The organism is Pseudoduganella albidiflava (assembly GCF_004322755.1).
Taxonomy (GTDB): Bacteria; Pseudomonadota; Gammaproteobacteria; order Burkholderiales; family Burkholderiaceae_D; genus Rugamonas; species Rugamonas albidiflava.
Genome location: NZ_CP036401.1, coordinates 2,609,387 through 2,627,658, shown reverse-complemented (window position 1 = coordinate 2,627,658; position 18,272 = coordinate 2,609,387). Strand labels below are relative to the sequence as shown.

Annotated in this window: 14 protein-coding genes and 1 pseudogene; 6 read left to right on the top strand and 9 right to left on the bottom strand. The window is 65.0% G+C overall.

Annotated elements, in window-relative coordinates; genetic code table 11:
- Positions 1–408: 408 nt before the first annotated feature.
- The 4 genes from EYF70_RS11020 to EYF70_RS11005 form a co-directional block, all read right to left on the bottom strand.
- Entirely contained in the window at positions 409–1,644 is a 1,236-nt protein-coding gene (locus EYF70_RS11020) for a cyanophycinase (protein ID WP_131145438.1), read from the bottom strand.
- A 63-nt stretch (positions 1,645–1,707) separates the two neighbouring features.
- On the bottom strand, positions 1,708–2,325 hold the full coding sequence (locus tag EYF70_RS11015; protein WP_131145437.1) for a PEP-CTERM sorting domain-containing protein: 618 nt from the start codon (positions 2,323–2,325) through the stop codon (positions 1,708–1,710).
- Between the two features lie 393 nt (positions 2,326–2,718).
- Entirely contained in the window at positions 2,719–3,282 is a 564-nt protein-coding gene (locus tag EYF70_RS11010; protein ID WP_131145436.1) for an FxDxF family PEP-CTERM protein, read from the bottom strand.
- Between the two features lie 12 nt (positions 3,283–3,294).
- Positions 3,295–3,873: a PEP-CTERM sorting domain-containing protein gene (locus EYF70_RS11005; protein WP_131145435.1), complete on the bottom strand. Its 579-nt coding sequence runs from the start codon at positions 3,871–3,873 to the stop codon at positions 3,295–3,297.
- 462 nt (positions 3,874–4,335) lie between these two features.
- Between EYF70_RS11005 and EYF70_RS11000 the strand changes: the two genes are divergently transcribed.
- A complete protein-coding gene (locus EYF70_RS11000; RefSeq protein ID WP_131145434.1) occupies positions 4,336–4,938 on the top strand; it encodes a M23 family metallopeptidase in 603 nt (200 codons plus the stop codon).
- A 102-nt stretch (positions 4,939–5,040) separates the two neighbouring features.
- On the opposite strand, the gene EYF70_RS10995 is transcribed toward EYF70_RS11000, so the two are convergent.
- Positions 5,041–5,934 carry a LysR family transcriptional regulator gene (locus tag EYF70_RS10995; RefSeq protein WP_131145433.1) on the bottom strand — a complete coding sequence of 298 codons (894 nt, stop codon included), beginning with the start codon at positions 5,932–5,934 and terminating at the stop codon, positions 5,041–5,043.
- A gap of 88 nt (positions 5,935–6,022) precedes the next feature.
- Between EYF70_RS10995 and EYF70_RS10990 the strand changes: the two genes are divergently transcribed.
- Together EYF70_RS10990 and EYF70_RS10985 are read left to right on the top strand one after the other, a co-directional pair.
- Positions 6,023–6,823, top strand: a complete 801-nt coding sequence (locus EYF70_RS10990) for an NAD(P)H-dependent oxidoreductase (RefSeq protein ID WP_131145432.1) — start codon at positions 6,023–6,025, stop codon at positions 6,821–6,823.
- Positions 6,824–6,929: 106 nt separating this feature from the next.
- Positions 6,930–7,151, top strand: a complete 222-nt coding sequence (locus EYF70_RS10985; RefSeq protein WP_131145431.1) for a nuclear transport factor 2-like protein — start codon at positions 6,930–6,932, stop codon at positions 7,149–7,151.
- A gap of 214 nt (positions 7,152–7,365) precedes the next feature.
- On the opposite strand, the pseudogene EYF70_RS31600 reads toward EYF70_RS10985, so the two are convergent.
- Positions 7,366–7,527, bottom strand: a pseudogene (locus EYF70_RS31600) (IS5/IS1182 family transposase); the annotation flags it as partial.
- Positions 7,528–7,634: 107 nt separating this feature from the next.
- Here EYF70_RS31600 and EYF70_RS10980 point away from each other — a divergent pair.
- The gene (locus EYF70_RS10980; protein ID WP_131145430.1) at positions 7,635–8,090 is read left to right on the top strand and encodes a hypothetical protein; all 456 of its coding nucleotides are present in this window, start codon (positions 7,635–7,637) and stop codon (positions 8,088–8,090) included.
- A 695-nt stretch (positions 8,091–8,785) separates the two neighbouring features.
- Here EYF70_RS10980 and EYF70_RS10970 read toward each other — a convergent pair.
- From EYF70_RS10970 to EYF70_RS10960, 3 genes are read right to left on the bottom strand one after another with little or no spacing between them, the layout of a single operon-like run.
- Positions 8,786–9,403 carry a PqiC family protein gene (locus EYF70_RS10970; RefSeq protein ID WP_131145428.1) on the bottom strand — a complete coding sequence of 206 codons (618 nt, stop codon included), beginning with the start codon at positions 9,401–9,403 and terminating at the stop codon, positions 8,786–8,788.
- A complete protein-coding gene (locus EYF70_RS10965) occupies positions 9,400–11,016 on the bottom strand; it encodes a PqiB family protein (RefSeq protein WP_131145427.1) in 1,617 nt (538 codons plus the stop codon). The genes EYF70_RS10970 and EYF70_RS10965 overlap by 4 nt, the downstream gene beginning before the upstream one ends.
- Positions 11,009–12,358 (bottom strand): paraquat-inducible protein A, encoded by a 1,350-nt coding sequence (locus EYF70_RS10960; protein ID WP_229420812.1) that lies wholly within the window; start codon positions 12,356–12,358, stop codon positions 11,009–11,011. Before EYF70_RS10960 ends, EYF70_RS10965 begins: the two co-directional genes overlap by 8 nt.
- Before the next feature lie 257 nt (positions 12,359–12,615).
- Here EYF70_RS10960 and EYF70_RS10955 point away from each other — a divergent pair, with 257 nt between their 5' ends.
- Positions 12,616–13,674 carry an AI-2E family transporter gene (locus tag EYF70_RS10955; protein ID WP_131145425.1) on the top strand — a complete coding sequence of 353 codons (1,059 nt, stop codon included), beginning with the start codon at positions 12,616–12,618 and terminating at the stop codon, positions 13,672–13,674.
- Between the two features lie 12 nt (positions 13,675–13,686).
- Positions 13,687–18,081 (top strand): DEAD/DEAH box helicase, encoded by a 4,395-nt coding sequence (locus tag EYF70_RS10950; RefSeq protein ID WP_131145424.1) that lies wholly within the window; start codon positions 13,687–13,689, stop codon positions 18,079–18,081.
- Positions 18,082–18,272 lie beyond the last annotated feature (191 nt).

The window sequence follows — 18,272 nt, the reverse complement described above, 5'->3', positions numbered from 1 at the left end:
GCGGACGGGACGAATGAGCAACGGATTTGGCGCGGATTGCCCCATCTTGCAAGCGATGTGTAAAAAATAATACATCTATGGAACGATACAGGTGGTGGATGAACGCTTCAGAATAAGCGCCCATGCGTGACCGAACCGTGGCGCGGCCTGGCATTTAATCGCGGTAATACGGACAGCCGCCAGGGTATTCAGAGCGCCAGCCAACGGTAATGCCGTTAAAATACGGCCACCCAAAGGCAAATTCCGGGGTCAGGAAGGAATGCCGGCATGCATGCCGGCATCGTTCCGCAGGCGCGAAGCAGGCTTCGCGAAACCCCTGCTACACCCCGCCGGGTCTGACCCCAGATCTTCGCTGTAGGGGTGAATGCATGCGCCTTCACATGCCAGCGTCGGTTTTCAAAGGAATTATTAATACCAGTCCGCAGGGGATAACACGCCGGAATTGACATCCAGATGTTTGTACAACGGCACGCCGGTCCAGTCGGTAAGATTGAAGACACCAGCCGGGTCGTCCAGCTTCCGTACCTCGACGGTGGAGACGGTCAGCGGTGTCTTGGGCTCGCATACACTTGGCGGAACGGAGGGGCGAACAAAGTACACGGCGCTTTCCGTCGTTGTCGAAGGGTTGGTGACCCGTTTCGCCGTGACAGGCTTGCCATCGCCATTCCCTTGCACCAGTAATGCGGTTTCGACGCTGATGCCGATTCCGCGCGCGGTCGCATTACCGCTGGAGGATGCGGGGAGGACACCGCCGGCGCAGCCGAAGGTTCCGCTCGCACTTTCTTTCGGTGCCACGATCCGTGAAATGAAGGTAATGAAGCGGCCCATGCGATCGCGGCTGTCGAAATGCGAATCGAAGATCAGGCTTGCCAGTGCAGGGGGTGCGATGAAGCCGCCTTGCAGGCTCAGGGGAGCCGGGTCGAAGGTTATATCCTTGTAGTACGGGTCCATCATCGACAGCTCCGACGTGGCGGACTTGTAGAGTGCGGAATAATCGAACTGGCCCAGCACCGCCAGCCCGGCGCTGGTACCGCCCAGCGGGACGTTTTTCGCCATCAGCGATTTCAAGGTCTGTTCGAGTGCCGTGCCTTTCCAGAAACGGATGTAATGACTCTGGTCGCCACCGGCGATAAAGACGACGTTGGCCCGGGCCAGGATGGCATTCACGGCCGGACTGTTGGCGGCCTTGATACTGGGGATCACCAGCGTTTCAACGGAGCTCAGGCCCAGCGAAGCGCCGCCCACCCACAGCTCGGCGATCGTCGTGGACGTCGTCAGGTTTTCGTCGCTGTAATAGATGTAGGGGTTGTAAGCTTCCGTGCCAGTGGCGCGGATCACCACGAACCGCCCACCTGTTCCCGGCTTGATGCCGGCCCGCTGGATCAGCCATCGAAAGGCGGGATCCACGTCGGGGCCGCCGCCCATGAGCACGAATGATGGCGTGGGAAGGACCGACGGTGCCGTGACCGGCGCATCGACATCACCCGTTGCGAAATAGGAATACAGCGGAATAGGTTGCGCGGTTTCGAATTTCGGCGCTGCCGATGCGGGAGCGGCAGGTAAAACCGCCGCCATCGCGAGCACGATGCCGCCGAGACTTGCAATGACCGGCTTGAGCGACTGGGAGAGAAGGCGTGTCAACATGATTCGAGCTCCGGTAATGGCTGATTGAGGGATTGCGCATGTTTTCAGCAACTGGCTCCAGGATCAGGCCAAAGCTGTTTTTACAGCGTGGCGCCGCTTGAGAGCGCTTGACACCACCAGCAAACCGCCCAGCACCATCGCATACGTGGAAGGCTCGGGTACTGGAGCAATACCGAAGGTCAGCGTGCCGGAGTTCCACACGCCTTCGGGCTCGTCGAATGCCAGATCCTTGAAGCCGTCGTGAAACTCCAGACGCAAGATGCCATCGGCACCCACGGCAAACACCTGGCCGATCTCTGCCAGATCCTGGAATCCGGCGTAATCCGTTGTGCCATCAAAATCGTCGCCATCACCGGGCGTGAATGTGACCCCGTATCCCGATGTGTCGCTGAAAGTGACCTGCATTTCGGACAGGTAGCTTCCGGCATAACTCGTCACGTTGACGTTCCATTCGAGACTGGTAATGGACGCTCCGGCTCCCACGTAGAAGTCACGGATAACGTTGCTCGTTGCGCCCCTCTCGTCGTTATTCAGGATGCCCGTGACATCCACCTGCAATTCTTGCATGGCAATACTCTGGCCAGCCACGGTGTCCGTATTGGCACTCATTGCTTGCGCCATACCAAAAATCATTGCCGCAGAGATTAGTAGTGAGTGCCGCACAGCCGTCATTTTTGTCATGATATTTTTCCACAAGTAAATACCACTGCACGCAGGAAAACACTCGACGGGAATATCGGCATCGAGCGTTCGAAAGGGTCAGCCTTAATCCGTTGCATGAGACAAGGCCAGTGTATCGCTAACTCGTGCTGGCGAATCGCTGAAGCCAAAGAAAATCCGGCAGCGATTTTCATTGCAGTGCAAAGCGAATCCTGAAGGCTCGTGAAAACTGCTTTAAGGTGGGAAATAACACGTAGCGGAACACAATGAGCATCTTCGGAAGCCGTGTAGAAACGGCGGCATAGGAAACCGCGCACGGCGGACATTGCGCCCGCCCTGTACAACACCATCATCGCCGCCACGGGCCAGTGAAACGCAGGCTGTTCGTGGCGGCTTCGCTGTGGACCGCCTGGGTTACGAAAGCTGCGCGGTGCGGCGGGCGCGGCGCCTTGCCAGCGCGCCAATGCCCGCCAGGCCACCCAGCAGCATCAGGCCGGCCGACGGTTCGGGCACGGGGCTGATATTGATGGCCCCCGGACCGCCGGCCGTGATGCTGAACTCCCCGAATTCGCCCATATAGCCGGTCACCACGAAGGTATAGTGCTTGCCGGGCTCCAGGAACGTCTGCATCGCGGAGAAATGGTAGAGATTGTCCGAGATGGTCATCAGGTTCGTACCCGGGTTAGCTGGGTCGAGCGAGCCGTTGTAGAGGAAGGTGATGCAGCTGAATTCGCAGCTCGTCAGGAACGAGTTTTCCCAATTGAACGGGCTTGGCCCGGGGCCGGTGACGACGTCGAAAGCCTGGTAAGCCACGGGCGTGGCCGATGGGTCGGGAGGGGTGCCCCACGGGGTGGGAGAAATGAACGTCGGGCCGAAACTCGTGTCGCCGGTGACCGTCACGATCTCGGCGGACGCGTGCTGGACGACGCCGGCCAGCAGCAGCGTGGCGGCGATCGTATTGCGGAGCATGTTTTTCATCGGTTCTCCTGGTCAGGCTGCGGTGTGGATGGATGCTCCGGCGCGGCGGCGCGCGGCGACACCGAGGCCGGCCAGGCCTGCGCCGAGCATCAGCCACGTCGATGGTTCCGGCACGGGATTGAGCGGGGTGATCTCGTACGCGCCGATGGCGGACACGGTCGTGCTGAAAAAGCCGAAGGTCGTGGCATCCTCGCCCGTGACGAGGATCGTGTAGTGCCCCTCTTCCAGCGGGCCGTGGAAGTATGCCGAGCTGTCGGACGCTCCATAGCCGTTCGCGAAGAGGAAATTGGCCGTGGGATCTGCCGGGTCGAACGTGCCGGTGTAGATGTACATCGAACAATCGAAGGCGCACGTGGTGGCGAAATTGATGTCGTCCAGGTACTCGAGGGCATGAACGTCGTAGGCCCGGTAGGTGGTGTCCGGAACCGGCTCGAAGAAGGGCCAGTTGCCGGGGCTCTCGTTGATCCGGTCCCAGGTCGGTCCGCCGGTCGTGTCGCCGGTGAAGGTGGTGATGGTGGCGCCGGCCTGTTGCGCGAAGCCGGCCAGCAAAGCGGCGCCGAGCAGCACGCGGCGCAGGATGGGTAGTGGCATTGAAGAAGTGCTCCTATCGTAAAGCCCGTGCTGGTCTCACGCTGGGCCGGCGATGCGTGGCTCGTGGCCATGCTGCCGGGCACAGACATGCCAGGACGAGATGGATCGATCGATGATAGCGCTAACACATTTAGCCCGACACCGGGTGAATTGCTGGCGGCGGCACGTCGCATCGAGCCGGTGCGACGTGCCGCCGCCTTCGTCCTCAAGGGTCGGAACCCCTGCACCGGCGGGGTCCTGATGAATTGCCGGCGCATGGTAAATAGTAAATCGGGATGCATGGATGAGGTTGAAGGATGATAGCGTTATCAAACAATCCATGTTCCCAGCCGCTTTTTCGTGTCTTTTTTGTCACAGTAGCGCACGCGTAACCGCCGGCCCGGCGGTAACCGGGCACGAAAACCCTGGGAACGCGGCGGCGCACCCCAATCTGGCGGTTATCTTCGACCAGACAAACGCCACATGCGAACGCTCCTGCTGACCCTCCTCGCTGCCGTGCTCCTCATGCTGGGCTACGAACTGGCGGCGCCGGCCATCGAGCGGGCCCTGTATCCGGTGCGCCTGGTGGCGATGCCGAAGCCGCGCACGCTCCCGGTACCGGTCGAGGGAGTACGGGCGCGTGCCTTGCGCGACACCTGGGGTGGCGCGCGGGGCGCGGGCCGCAAGCATGAAGGCATCGATATCTTTGCGCGGCGCGGCACGCCCGTGCTGTCGAGTACCGAGGGGATCGTCACCCAGGTGGGCACCAATAGCCTCGGCGGCCTGGTGGTGTGGGTGATAGGGCCGGGCGGCCAGCGCCATTACTACGCCCACCTCGACCGCTATGCGGACGTAAAAGAAGGCATGCGCATCCAGGCCGGGCGGGTGCTGGGCTATGTCGGCGATTCGGGCAACGCGAAAGGCACCCCGCCGCACCTGCACTACGGCGTGTACGACATCGGCGGCGCGATCAATCCCTATCCGCTGCTGCGCTGCGCACCAGCCGACATCGCGGCGGCGAGCGCGCAGGCGCCTGCCGAGGCACCGGATTGCCAGCGGCTGCCCGGCGGGCCAGGCAAAGCCTAGAGCGCGTGACAGAACTTCGGCCAGGGCGCGGCATGAGTCGCTCCGGCAGTGCGCGGTTTGAGTCGAGAAGTTTTCTCTGGGGGCTGCAGGCTACCCATCCCTTCATGCCAGCGTTGCGATGATTTCCCGCAACCACTGATGCGCAGGATCCCGATGAGAACGCTCATGCCAGCGCATGACCATGTCATAGCCGGGAACATCCAACGGCGGTTCGATAACCTGCAGTGCTTGCGTATTGCGCACCAGACGCGAGGGCAACATCGCCACGAGGTCGGTACTGGCCAGGACGGACAGCATGAGTAAAAAGTGTGGAACGGAAAGGACCACCTTGCGCTTCAAGCCGGCGTTGGCCAGCACATCGTCAGTCGCACCATGGAAGCCGCCGCGATCCGGAGACATCATGACATGCTCCAGTTCGCAGAACTCCGCTAGCGTCAGTCCCGGGCGTAAATGCGGATGCCCCACTCTACCGGCAAGCACATAGCGCTCTGCGAAGAGCTTGCGACGGCGCAGTCCGGGAGGAGAGCCTTCTTCAGTGTGGAAGGCGAGATCCACCTCCCCCTGTTCAGCTTGCTTAGCAATGTGTGACGGTACCAGGTCCAGTACTGCAAGCCGGGTTCCGGGCGCTGCCGCCCGGATAGCGGTCATCGCCGGTAGAAGGATGGTCGCCCCACTGGAGTCTGAAGCAGCGACGCGCCAGGTGTGTTCGGACTCGGCCGGGTTGAACGGGCGGCCCGGCGTCACTGCGCGCTCCAGCGATTCCAGCGCTTCGCGCAATGGCTGGCGCAACTCCTCAGCTCTCGCCGTGGCCTGCATTCCACGCGGACCAGGCAGCAGGAGCGGATCACCAAACATATCCCTGAGCTTAGCAAGGTGAACGCTGACGGAGGGCTGTGAATAGTTGAGGCGCCGGGCTGCGCGCGTGACATTCCGTTCAGTCAACAGCACGTCGAGCGTGACCAGCAGGTTCAAGTCGAGGCTCCTCAAATTAATCATCTTAATAGCTCGTATGTTGACAATTCATTTTCAATATACCTGAATCGAAATTAGTCTGTCCCCTTCTGCTTATGTTGAAAGACCAGTCATGAACATTCTTCTCATCCATGCACATCCGGAATCCAGGTCCCTGAACGGTGCGCTGAAAGATTTCGCCGTACAGCGCCTGCAAAGCGCTGGACACCACGTGCAATTGTCGGATTTGTACGGTATGCAATGGAAAGCCATTGTCGATGCCGCGGACACCACCCAACGGCTGTCCACGACCCGGTTCGATGTTGCCATGGAATCCAGGCATGCTTTCGAAAACGGCTTTCAAAGTGAAGACATCACCCGCGAGCAAGAGAAGCTGTTGTGGGCCGATGCGGTAATTTTTCAGTTCCCGCTTTGGTGGTATTCCATGCCGGCGATTTTGAAAGGCTGGATAGACCGGGTATATGCGTTCGGCTTCGCCTATGGCGTTGGCGAGCATTCCGTCACACACTGGGGAGATCGTTTTGGCGAGGGCACTTTAGCTGGAAAGCGGGCCATGCTCATGGTGACAGCAGGTGGTTGGGAATCACACTACGGTCCGCGTGGCATCAACGGTCCGATCAACGACATGCTCTACCCGATCCAGCACGGCATTCTGTTCTATCCGGGCTTCGACGTCCTGCCGCCGTTCGTGGTGTACCGAACCGGCAGCACCGATGAGAGCAGGTTTGCTCGCATCTGCGACGAACTCGGACAACGTCTCGATACTCTCTTCAGCGCGGATCCCATCGCGTTCCGTCCTCAGAACAAGGGCGATTACGATATCCCGGCGCTTACATTGCGGAGCGACATTCTCCCTGGGCAAACTGGTCTTTCAATACACCTCTCAGGCCGCAATGACAGGAATCTGAAGTAGCCACATAAGCTGCAGTGGACAACGCTCTGCCAATTCCGGGCAGGCAGAACACGCCCGACCGGCGAGCACCAGCCGTCCTGGCCCATCTTGCATCGAGGAAGTACTCATGAATATCACAGCAAACAAGAATCTCGTCAAACGCTTCCTCAGCCACTTTCAAAAAGGTGGCGTGAACGAGATTCTTGACATGATGAGTGATGACGCGACCTGGTGGGTCAACGGGAAACCGAACCGTCCGCTTTTTCCGGATTGCGCACGAAAGCAGAAATGCGGCCCGTATTCAACGATCTCTTTGCCTTTTTCGACGGCCGGCTCGCAATGCAGTTAAAGAGCTCAATTGGGGAGGGTGATATCGTCGCTGCGTAAGCTCGCTCGCTTGGAGAAACAAGAAGCGGGAGAGTATATGAGAACGAGTACCACATTCTGTTCCGGATTCGAGGCGGAAAAATCGCCGAAGTTCGGGAGTACACTGACCTGTTGCATACGGCAGAAGTCATGAATGGACAATATTCATCGACGCGGAGTACTGGTCAGCGCTCCAGTCACTCTTGGTACGCCTGACAAAACCTCTCAACGTATCTCCAACAGATGAGTAAGCACGCAAGCGAAAGAAAGGCCTGGTGAATGTCGGCCCGCTGTTCATGACGGATGCGCAGTCTGCGAAAACGGTGCAGCCATCCGTGGGCGCGTCCAACGATCCAACGCCATCGTGAAAAATTCACGGACTGCCATGACCGCCCATTGTCGATAAAAGCCGCCGATCCTATACTTAGGGTCCATACGACCCCGTTCATATAAGGCGCGTTCCCCCATGGCGTATCAGTTCGAATTCCGTCCCCATCACGGTTGGGGTCCTGTGGCCCTTGGTGCCAGTCGAGAGGAAGTGCGTGAGGCGATGCACGCTGCCGGATTTCCGTTGCGGTCGGTTCGCAGGGAACTTGATTATTACTGCACCAACTCGATTCAGGTTGAGTACACGGAAGGCCGCGCCAGCTTCATCGGTGTTTCCTATTCAGCTGAATATGACGCGTGTTACCGCGGTCGCCACGTTTTCGATATGCCAGCCAAGGAATTGTTCAAGTTGATAGCCTCCGGGGAGGAAGCGCCACACCGCTTCGACATTTCCAGTTACTTTTTCCCTGATCAGGTGATGACGCTCTGGGATGCTGATAGGCAATATGACCGGATCGGTGGTGAGAAACGTGTTGTGTGGGCGCAGGTCGGCATTGGCAATGCGGACTACGCCGCGTTCTGTATGGCTCGATGACTTTCAGCGGCGTCGTCCGTTGAAGCGGTGTCCGCAATTGGGGAGGATCCTTGGTGCAAGGCAAGGCAAACAGAGCAGTATCTTCTAGAAATCCGCTGGTTGGGGCCGATCTCTACTGACTCCGACGGACCGCTCCTGGCAGTAACTGGCCTACCGCGACCGGCCGGTTCCGCCCCATTGCAGACGTTGAGCGGCATCATTCAAGCAACCCAATCTCCAGCCGCGTTGTTCAGGTGCCAAACCAGTGATCTCGCATTTCGCTCAAGAATTCGGTCGTGATCGGAAATCCTTAGATTGATCCAATCACGGAGTCTATTCCGCAGACTGGGCAAAGCGCTGTCGTCCCCGAATCAAGCTGACCAGACTCTGGCGTTCCTTTTGGCCAATCAACCCAGTCCAGTATTTCGCTTGGCTCAAACCTCGCCAAGCAATGGAAACAGCCGCACTGGCTACTACGTGAAAGTTCTGCGCGATGCTGCGAGCTATGTTTGTGTGCGGCGATAACGTCAGGCATGGCAGACCTGTAAAAAAGGAGCATCAGAGGAGATTTGCAACGTCTGCTTCTGGCCGAAAGCAGCCGGTCGCAATGGCTCAGTGTACGAAGTTGTTGCTCTCAGGACAAGCGAGCGGTTTGTCAGGCGTTCTTGGTCAATGAGCGAGACGGCCGCACAGCGCGTTATGCGCGCCTTTATCCCTCAGCAACCGCCCTGCCCGCCGCCTTGCCCGCCACTCTCCCGATCCCGCACGCCGGCGGCGATCGCGTCCGCCAGCTTGCCAAGCGCCGCCCGGTGCGCCGCCACCACTCCCTCGTAGCCGGCGCCGGCCTCCTCGCGCAGCACGCTGCGGCAGGTCAGCACGGTAGCGCTGCCCACCTGCCGCACGCTCCACACGGCGTCGACCAGGGCGTAGCTGCCCGGCACGGATTCGAAGCGCTGCACGTTGGTGCTGATCCGGTACACCGCCGCGCCATCGGGCGCCGGCGTGCGGTAGACATCGATCGCGCCGAGCCGGGCCGTGACGCCCAGCGACAGCGCGCCGCCGATCTCGTCGGCCAGCGGGCCGGCCCAGCGGTGCTGGTCCAGCACCTCGACCCGCCCTTCCCCGCCGGCGCCGACGACGAGCTGGTTGCGCTGCACCTGCGCCGGGATGTTCACGGCCAGCATTTCGATGTACACCCTGGCCGCGGCAGGTGCCGGCGCTGGCGCTGGCGTGGCGCCGCCGGACAGCGTATAGAAATGGTCGGCCGGCGGTGCCGCGCAGCCGGCCAGCAATCCGGCCGCCAGCGCCAGGCAGGAAGCGAGGGGACGGTTCATTTTTTCTTCTCCTGCGGTTTGCCGCGAATCAGCGATTCCGGGTGGCGTTCGAGGTACTCGGCCAGCGCATCGATGGATTCCATCGTGCGCGTCACTTCCTGCAAGGTGCGGCGCAGGTCGGACTGCAGCGGCGCATCCTGCGCCAGCAGGCTTTCCGCGCTGGCAAAGGTTTTACGGGCCGAGGCCAGCGTCTCCGTCACTTCCGGCAGCACCTCGCCGTCGACGCGCTCGATCGTCGTTCCCAGCTTCTCGAGCGTAGTGTTGGCCTGCGCCAGCGTGCGGTTCAGGTTCGCGCCGATCTCGTCGAAGGGCACCTTGTCGAGCTTGCGGGCAATGCTCAGCAGCTGGCTTTGCAGCTCGTCCAGCGAGCCGGGCACGGTGGGCAGCACGAGCCGGTCCGGTTCCACCACCAGCGCCGCCTTCGGCGCGTTGGGGAAGAAGTCCAGCGCGATGTACAGCTGGTTGGTCAGCAGGCTGCCGGTGCGCAGCTGGCCGCGCAGCCCCCGTCCGATCATGCGCGCCATGGTGTCGTGGCCGGCCTGTACGTCGCCCGAGTAAGCATCCAGGAAGCGCTTGCCCAGCCGGCCCGGATACAGGTCGATCGTCACCGGCATGCGGAATACCCTGCGCACGCGGTCGAATTCCACGCCGACCGCGCGCACCTCGCCCAGCACGATGCCGCGGAAGTCGACCGGCGCGCCCGGCACCAGGCCACGCAGCGACTGGTCGAAGTACAGCACCGCCGCCACGGCCGGGCCATCGGGCGCGCGCAGTGCCGCGGCGCGGTCCTCGGCGAGGATGAAGCGGGTACCGGCTGGCGCCGCCGCCGCGGGCTTGCGCCCGTTGCCGGACTCGAAGGCGATGCCGCCCGTGGCCAGCGCGGCCAGCGATTGCGTATTCAGCTTGAAGCCGGCGGCGTCCAGCCGCAGGTCGACGCCGCTGGCATGCCACCAGCGCGTGTCCGTCCCGACGAACCCCACGTAGCGGTCTTCGACGAAGACGGACATGTCGATGCCGTCGCCTTCCCGGTCCAGTTCGAAGGCGGCCACCTGGCCCACGCGCAGGCGGCGGTAGTAGACGGGCGAACCGATGCCGACCGAACCCAGGCTGTCCGCATGCAGCCGGTATTCGCGCCCCTTCAGGCCGGGCGGCACGGCCGGCGGCGTGTCGAGCCCCTTGAAGACGCTGGTGGTGGTTTCCCTGCTGCCGGGCGCGGCGCCGATGTAGGGGCCGGACAGCAGCGTGCCCAGGCCCGACACGCCGCTGGCGCCGATCTGCGGGCGCACCACCCAGAAACGGGTGTCCTCGGCGGTGAAGCGCCGCGCCTCGCGCGCCATCTGGATCTTCGCGTCGACCCGGTTGGCATCCTCGCCCAGCGTGACGGCGACCACTTCGCCGATGTCGACATCCTTGTACTTGACCTTGGTCTTGCCCGCCTCCAGGCCTTCGCCGGTGGCGAAGCTGACGGTGATCGTCGGCCCGCGGCTGGTCATCCAGTTGACCACCTGCGTGGCGCCGATGACGGCCGCCAGCACCGGGATAAGCCAGATCAGCGAGGGCAGCCAGCGGCTGGGCCGGTCGACGGCGGGTGGCGGCAGGTCTTGCTCAGGCATGTAGTTCTCCGTTACTTTCTCCGTTATTTTCTCCGTCGGTTTCTCCGCCGATGCGGCCGCGGGGTACCTCGCTGTCGAGCGGGTCCCAGATCAGCCGCGGGTCGAAGCGGCTGGAAGCGATCATCGTCAGGATCACCACGCAGCCGAACGCCAGTGCGCCCGGGCCGGCCGTGATCACGGCCAGCGCCTGGAAGCGCACCAGCGCCACGGTCAGCGTGACGACAAAGATATCGAGCATCGACCAGCGGCCGATGAATTCCACCACCCGGTAGAGGCGGGTGCGGCCGGCCGGCGCCCAGCGCGATCCCCACTGCGCGGTGCCGGCCAGCAGCGCCAGCGCCAGCAGCTTCGACACCGGCACCAGCACGCTGGCCACGAAGATCACGATGGCCAGCCCGGGCGAGCCGGTGTTCCAGAACAGCGCCACGCCGCTCATGATCGTGTCGCCGCCGGTGCCGCCGAGCGATTCCGTGTACATCACGGGCAGGATGTTGGCCGGCACGTACAGCAGCGCGGCCGCGGCCAGCAGCGCCCAGGTCCACGTGATGCTGTTGGGGATGCGCCGGTGCAGCACGGCGCCGCAGCGGCGGCAATGGCGTCCCTCGCAGGCGCCGCCATTGAGCAGGCCGCACGCGTGGCAGTCGATCGGCTGGCGCGGGGCGGAGGCAGGTGCGGAAGCAGAAGCAGGGGCAGGAACGGAAGCCGGGGCCGTGTAACCATGCCGCGTGCCGAGCCGCTCGCCCAGCGCCCACAAGGCGCGCGGTTCGTAGCGCAGCGCCACCGCGCCCAGGATCGTCAGCGCGCCGAACGCGAACAGGCCGGGATGGGGTATCACCCGCGCCATGCTGGTCATCTTGATGGCGGTGACGAGGATGCCGATCATCAGCACTTCCGTCATCGCCCAGTGGCGCGCGCCCTGCACCACCCGCAGCAGCAGGTGAAAGCCGGGTACGCGGCGCCCGCGCAGCAGCCCGGCCGACACGTACAGCAGCGCGCCCAGTTCCAGCGCGGGAAACGCCACCACGAAAAAGAACACCATGGCGGCGATCACCTCCATCCGTTCGTTCCACAGCACGCCGATGGCCTGCAGCAGCGTGGCGCCCGAGGTCAGGCCATTCATTTCCAGTTCGACGATGGGAAAGCACTGCGCGATCAGGTACACCAGCACGGCGCCGAGCGTGACGGCCACCATCGATGCGGGCGTCGGTGCCGGCCCGGTCGCGTACCAGCGGTACAGCACGTTGCCGCAACGGGTGCAGCGGGCCCGCTGGCCATCGGCCAGTGGCCGCCAGCAGTGCAGCGCGCCGCAATCGTGACAGCTGACCGGCTCCCCTTCCGTCACGGCCGCCTCCATGCGGCGGCCGCGCCGGACGGCGAGGGGGCAAGCGGTGTGTCGTCACATGGCAGCATCGGTTCTCCGGGCACGGCGGACAGTCGCATCTTGTCATTATGACCAGAGGAAGGGAAGCCAATGCGCACGATTGGCGCGCCCGTCGCATGCCGCCGACGGAAAGCTTGTCCGTTCGGCTATGATGGGGCCACCCCGCATTCAGCTCGCGCGAAACTTCCAAAAAAAATAATCAGCCATCAATACAAGTCATGAAGCGATACACTCTGCCGCAATCCTCGTTCCTGCTCCTCCTCGGCATCGTCACGCTGGCGTTCTTCTGGATCCTGCTGCCGTTCTCCGGCGCCGTGTTCTGGGGCGTGGTGTTCGCGATCGTCTTCGCGCCGCTGTATGCCGCGCTGCTGAACGCGCTAGGCAACCGGCCCAATTCCGCCGCGCTGCTGGCACTGCTGCTGATCGTCCTGATGGTGATCATGCCGCTGGCGATGATCGCCGCCTCGATGGTGGACCAGGCATCGGCCGTGTACACCATGATCAACACGGGCCAGATCGATTTCAACGTGATGTTCCAGCGCGTGATCGCCGCCCTGCCCACCTGGGCCATCTCGGTGCTCGAGCGCTTCGAGCTGACCAATATCGCCATGCTGCAGGAGAAGCTGACGGCCGGTGCCGCGCAGATCAGCCAGGCGACGGCGCGCTATGCGATCAATTTCGGCAGCAAGGCCTTGGACTTCCTGGTCAGCATCACGGTGATGCTGTACCTGCTGTTCTTCCTGTTCCGCGACGGGCGCACGCTGTCGGCCCGCATCAAGCGCGCGGTGCCGCTGGCTTCGCGCTACAAGAAGCCCCTGTTCGACAATTTCATCACCGTGATCCGCGCCACCGTCAAGGGCAACGTGCTGGTGGCCATGGCGCAGGGCGCGCTGGGCGGCGCGATCTTCTGGTTCCTCGACGTGCCGGGCCCGCTGCTGTGGGCCGTGGTGATGGCCTTCCTGTCGCTGCTGCCGGCGGTCGGCGCCGCCATCATCTGGGGCCCGGTGGCGATCTATTTCCTGATCACCGGCTCGCTGTGGCAAGGCATCGTGCTGGCGCTGTACGGCGTGCTGGTGATCGGCCTGGTCGACAACGTGCTGCGCCCGATCCTGGTCGGCAAGGATACCAAGCTGCCCGACTACATCGTGCTGCTGTCGACCATCGGCGGCATGGCGCTGTTCGGCCTGAACGGCTTCGTGATCGGTCCCGTGATCGCGGCGCTGTTCATCGCCGCGTGGGACCTGTTCGCGAACGCGGACGAATTCCACGGCGAGTAAGCCGGCACGCCGATGGCATCGAGGTCGCGCACGCGCCACGACTTCCACCCCGCGGTCGCCGCGTGGTTCGCCGCGGCTTTTCCGAACGGCGCCACCGAGGCGCAGCGGCGCGCCTGGCCGCTGATCGCCGCCGGCAAGACCACGCTCATCGCCGCGCCCACGGGGTCCGGGAAGACGCTCACCGCGTTCCTGGCCGCGATCGATGCGCTGGTGCGCGAAAGCAGCGAAACCCCGCTGCCGGATGAAACCCGGGTGCTGTACGTCTCGCCGCTGAAAGCGCTGTCGAACGATATCCGCGTCAACCTGCTGGCGCCGCTGGAAGGCATCGACCGCGAACTCGCGGCGCTGGGCCTGCCGCCGCACGGCATCCGCAGCGCCGTGCGCACCGGCGATACGCCGCAGGCCGAACGCAATGCCGCGCGCAAGCGGCCGCCGCACATCCTCGTCTCCACCCCCGAGTCGCTGTACGTGCTGCTGGGTTCGGACAGCGGCCGGGCCATGCTGTCGACCGTGCGCACGGTGATCGTCGACGAGATCCACGCGGTGGCCGGCAGCAAGCGGGGCAGCCACCTGTCGCTGAGTCTGGAGCGGTTGGCCGCGTTGCGCGCAGAAGGGCCCGGGGCGGCGCATGCCGTGCCGCCGGTGCGGGTCGGCCTGTCGGCCACGCAGAAGCCCCTGCACACCGTGGCGCAATTCCTGGCCGGCGCCGGCCGCCCCTGCGCGGTGGTCGACGTGGGCCACGTGCGGGCGCGCGACCTGGGCCTGGAACTGCCGCCCGTGCCGCTCGAAGCGGTCATGCCGAACGACGTGTGGGAGCGCGTCTACGACCGGCTGGCCGAACTGTCGGTGCTGCACCGGACCACGCTGGTCTTCGTCAACACGCGGCGCATGGCCGAACGGATGGCGCGCCACCTGGCCGACCGGCTGGGTGCGGGGCACGTGGCGGCCCACCACGGCAGCCTGGCCAAGGAATTCCGCCTGGACGCCGAGCAGCGGCTGAAACGGGGCGAGTTGCGCATGCTGGTGGCCACCGCTTCGCTGGAACTGGGCATCGACATCGGCGACGTCGACCTGGTCTGCCAGATCGGCTCGCCGCGCAGCATCGCCGCCTTCCTGCAGCGGGTCGGGCGCTCCGGCCACCACGTGGGCGGCTTGCCGAAAGGCCGGCTGTTCCCCACCTCGCGCGACGACCTGGTCGAGTGCACCGCCCTGCTCGATTGCGTGCGGCGCGACGAACTCGATACGCTGCACGTGCCGCTCTCCCCGCTGGACGTGCTGGCCCAGCAGGTCGTGGCCGAGGTGGGCGGCCGCGAGTGGCACGAGGATGCCCTGTTCGCCCTGGTGCGGGGGGCGATGCCGTATGCGGCGCTGGCGCGGGAAAGTTTCGACGCCGTGCTGCGCATGCTCACCGAAGGCTTCCACAGCCGCCAGGGCGTGCGCGGCGCCTACCTGCACCGCGACGCCGTCAGCGGCACGGTGCGGGCCCGGCGCGGCGGGCGGCTGACGGCCGTCACCTCCGGCGGCGCGATCCCCGACAATGCCGACTTCACGGTGCTGCTGGAACCAGGCGGCCAGAATGTCGGCACGGTGCACGAGGACTTCGCCGTGGAAAGCCTGGCCGGCGACGTGTTCCAGCTCGGCAATACGTCCTACCGGATCGTGCGGGTGGAGGCCGGCAAGGTGCGCGTGGAGGATGCCCATGGCGCCGCGCCCAACATCCCGTTCTGGCTGGGCGAGGCGCCGGGCCGCAGCGATGAGCTGTCGATCGGCGTGGCGCGGCTGCGCGGCGAGATCGATCGCCTGCTGGGAGAGCGCGACGACGGCGACGAAGCGCTGGCGCACGCCATCGGCTGGCTGGTCGAACACCTGGGCCTGGGCGACGACGCGGCGCGCCAGGTGGTCGAATACCTGGCCCGTGCCCGCGCGGCGCTGACGGCGCTGCCCACCCGCGACACGCTAGTGATGGAACGCTTCTTCGACGAATCGGGCGGCATGCAGCTGGTGCTGCATGCGCCGTACGGCAGCCGCATCAACCGGGCCTGGGGGCTGGCCCTGCGCAAGCGCTTCTGCCGCACCTTCAACTTCGAATTGCAGGCCGCGGCCACCGAGGATGCGATCGTGCTGTCGCTGTCCGAAAGCCACAGTTTTCCGCTGGAGGAAGTGTGGCGCTACCTGCGTCCGGCGACGGCCGAGCATGTGCTCGTGCAGGCGCTGCTCGATGCGCCGCTGTTCAACGTGCGCTGGCGCTGGAACGCGACGACGGCGCTGGCCCTGCCCCGCTTCGCCGGCGGGCGCAAGGTGGCGCCGCAGCTGATGCGGATGAAGAGCGACGACATGCTGGCCGCCGTGTTCCCGGACGGCGCCGCGTGCCTGGAAAACATCGTCGGCGAGCGTGAACTGCCCAGCCACCCGCTGGTCGACCAGACGCTGGACGACTGCCTGCACGAAGCGATGGACAGCGAAGGCTGGCTGGCGCTGCTGCGGCGGATCGAGGCGGGCGAGGTGCGGCTGCTGTCGCGCGACCTGCCGGCGCCGTCGCCGCTGGCAATGGAAATCCTCAACGCCCGCCCCTATGCCTTCCTCGACGATGCGCCGCTGGAAGAGCGCCGTACCCAGGCGGTGCTGAACCGCCGCTGGACCGATCCGGCGTCCACCGACGACCTGGGCGCCCTCGATGCCGGCGCCATCGACGCGGTGGCGCAGGAAGCCTGGCCGCGGGTGCGCGACAGCGACAAGGCGGGCGACGAGATGCACGAGGCGCTGGTGGCGCTGGCCTGCGTCACGCGTGCGGAGGCGGCCGCCAACGAAGGCTGGGAAGCATGGCTGGCGGCGCTGGTGGCCGGCGGGCGTGCCACCCGGCTGCAAGGCGGCGGCGCCGACTTTTATGTGGCGCTGGAACGGCTGGCCTGCCTGCGGGCCGCCTATCCGGAAGCCGTGGCGACGCCGCCGCTGGCGATGCCGGAGCGCCTGGCGCGCAACGGCGACGACGCGTGGACGCGCGATGCGGCGCTGGTGGAACTGCTGCGCGCCCGCCTGTCCGGCTTCGGGCCGCAACCGGTGGCCGCCATCGCCGCGTCGCTGGCCCTGCCGGACAGCACGGTGGCGGTGGCGCTGGCGGAGCTGGAGAGCGAAGGCTACGTGATGCGCGGCCGCTTCACGCCCGGCGCGGCGGGCGAGGAATGGTGCGAACGGCACCTGCTGGCACGCATCCACCGCTATACCATCAAGAGCCTGCGGCGCGAGATCGAACCGGTGGAGCGGCAGGATTTCATGCGTTTCCTGTTCGAGTGGCAGCATGTGAGCGACGACACGCGCCTGCAGGGCAGCGACGCGCTGCCGCAGGCGCTGGCCCAGCTGGAAGGATTCGAGGCGGCGGCCGGCGCCTGGGAAAGCGAGCTGCTGGCGACGCGGGTGAAGGATTATCCGATGACCTGGCTCGACGATCTGTGCCGCGCCGGCCGCATCGTGTGGACGCGTGTCGGCGCGCCGTCCAGCGCCAGCGGCGGCCCGGTGCGCGGCACGCCGCTGGTGCTGCTGCCGCGGCGGCAACTGGCGCTGTGGCACGCGCTGCCGGCGGTGGCCAGCGAGGTGCAGGTGTCCTCGCGCGCCATGCGCGTGCTCGATGCGCTGCGCGGCCATGGCGCGATGTTCTTCGATGAGCTGGCCCACGATGCGCGGCTGCTGCCGGCCGAACTGGAGGATGCGCTGGGCGAACTGGTGGCCACCGGCCTTGTCAACGCCGACAGCTATGCCGGCCTGCGCGCGATGCTGGCGCCGGCCAGCAAACGCAACACGCTGGACCGGCGGCGCCGCCGCGGCGCCGGGCCGACCATGGAAGAAGCGGGCCGCTGGGCGCTGGTGCGCCGCGCCGACGGCGTGACGGTCACCGAGCGCGGCTCCACCGCCGCGCCGGCGCCGCGGCCGGCACCGTCACGCCGCCCGCGCACGGAACCGGCCACGCTGGAACACATCGCGATGACGCTGCTGCGCCGCTACGGCGTGATGTTCTGGCACCTGCTGGAACGCGAACCGGGATGGCTGCCGGCGTGGCGCGAGCTGCTGCCGGTCTACCACCGGCTCGAAGCGCGCGGCGAGATCCGCGGCGGGCGCTTCGTGGCCGGCCTGTCCGGCGAACAGTTCGCGCTGCCCGAGGCGATCCCGCTGCTGCGCGAGATGCGGCGCCGGCCGCACGACGGCGGCCTGGTACTGGTGTCGGGTGCCGATCCACTGAACCTGTGCGGCATCCTGCTGCCCGGCGACAAAGTGCCCGCGCTGGCCGGCAACCGCGTGCTGTTCCGCGATGGCTTGCCGGTGGCGACGCTGGTGGCCGGCAAGTTCGCTTACCGGGAATCGCCCGCGCCGGCGGAACGCGAACTGCTGCACACCCGGCTGCTCGGCCGCAACTGAGCGGCGCTGCCCGCCGGTGTGGCATTTCCGGCCACACCCCGATCCGCAACGGGCATTCCGCTCGTATAATCATTCACGGGCTGGATCTCTGCAAGCCCTCATGACCTCATGTGCCGCCAGGTGCCTCCCAGGTGCCGCCATGCGCGCCCATGCGCATGCATGCGTCCCTTGCGGCTTCCATGAGCGCAGTT

Coding starts and splice junctions, on each gene's coding strand:
- EYF70_RS10990 (WP_131145432.1), top strand. CDS start 6,023: ATGAACATTCTTCTCATCCATGCACATCCGGAATCCAGGTCCCTGAAC.
- EYF70_RS11005 (WP_131145435.1), bottom strand. CDS start 3,873: ATGCCACTACCCATCCTGCGCCGCGTGCTGCTCGGCGCCGCTTTGCTG.
- EYF70_RS10985 (WP_131145431.1), top strand. CDS start 6,930: ATGAATATCACAGCAAACAAGAATCTCGTCAAACGCTTCCTCAGCCAC.
- EYF70_RS10955 (WP_131145425.1), top strand. CDS start 12,616: ATGAAGCGATACACTCTGCCGCAATCCTCGTTCCTGCTCCTCCTCGGC.
- EYF70_RS10965 (WP_131145427.1), bottom strand. CDS start 11,016: ATGCCTGAGCAAGACCTGCCGCCACCCGCCGTCGACCGGCCCAGCCGC.
- EYF70_RS10980 (WP_131145430.1), top strand. CDS start 7,635: ATGGCGTATCAGTTCGAATTCCGTCCCCATCACGGTTGGGGTCCTGTG.
- EYF70_RS11020 (WP_131145438.1), bottom strand. CDS start 1,644: ATGTTGACACGCCTTCTCTCCCAGTCGCTCAAGCCGGTCATTGCAAGT.
- EYF70_RS10995 (WP_131145433.1), bottom strand. CDS start 5,934: ATGATTAATTTGAGGAGCCTCGACTTGAACCTGCTGGTCACGCTCGAC.
- EYF70_RS11015 (WP_131145437.1), bottom strand. CDS start 2,325: ATGACAAAAATGACGGCTGTGCGGCACTCACTACTAATCTCTGCGGCA.
- EYF70_RS11010 (WP_131145436.1), bottom strand. CDS start 3,282: ATGAAAAACATGCTCCGCAATACGATCGCCGCCACGCTGCTGCTGGCC.
- EYF70_RS10970 (WP_131145428.1), bottom strand. CDS start 9,403: ATGAACCGTCCCCTCGCTTCCTGCCTGGCGCTGGCGGCCGGATTGCTG.
- EYF70_RS11000 (WP_131145434.1), top strand. CDS start 4,336: ATGCGAACGCTCCTGCTGACCCTCCTCGCTGCCGTGCTCCTCATGCTG.
- EYF70_RS10950 (WP_131145424.1), top strand. CDS start 13,687: ATGGCATCGAGGTCGCGCACGCGCCACGACTTCCACCCCGCGGTCGCC.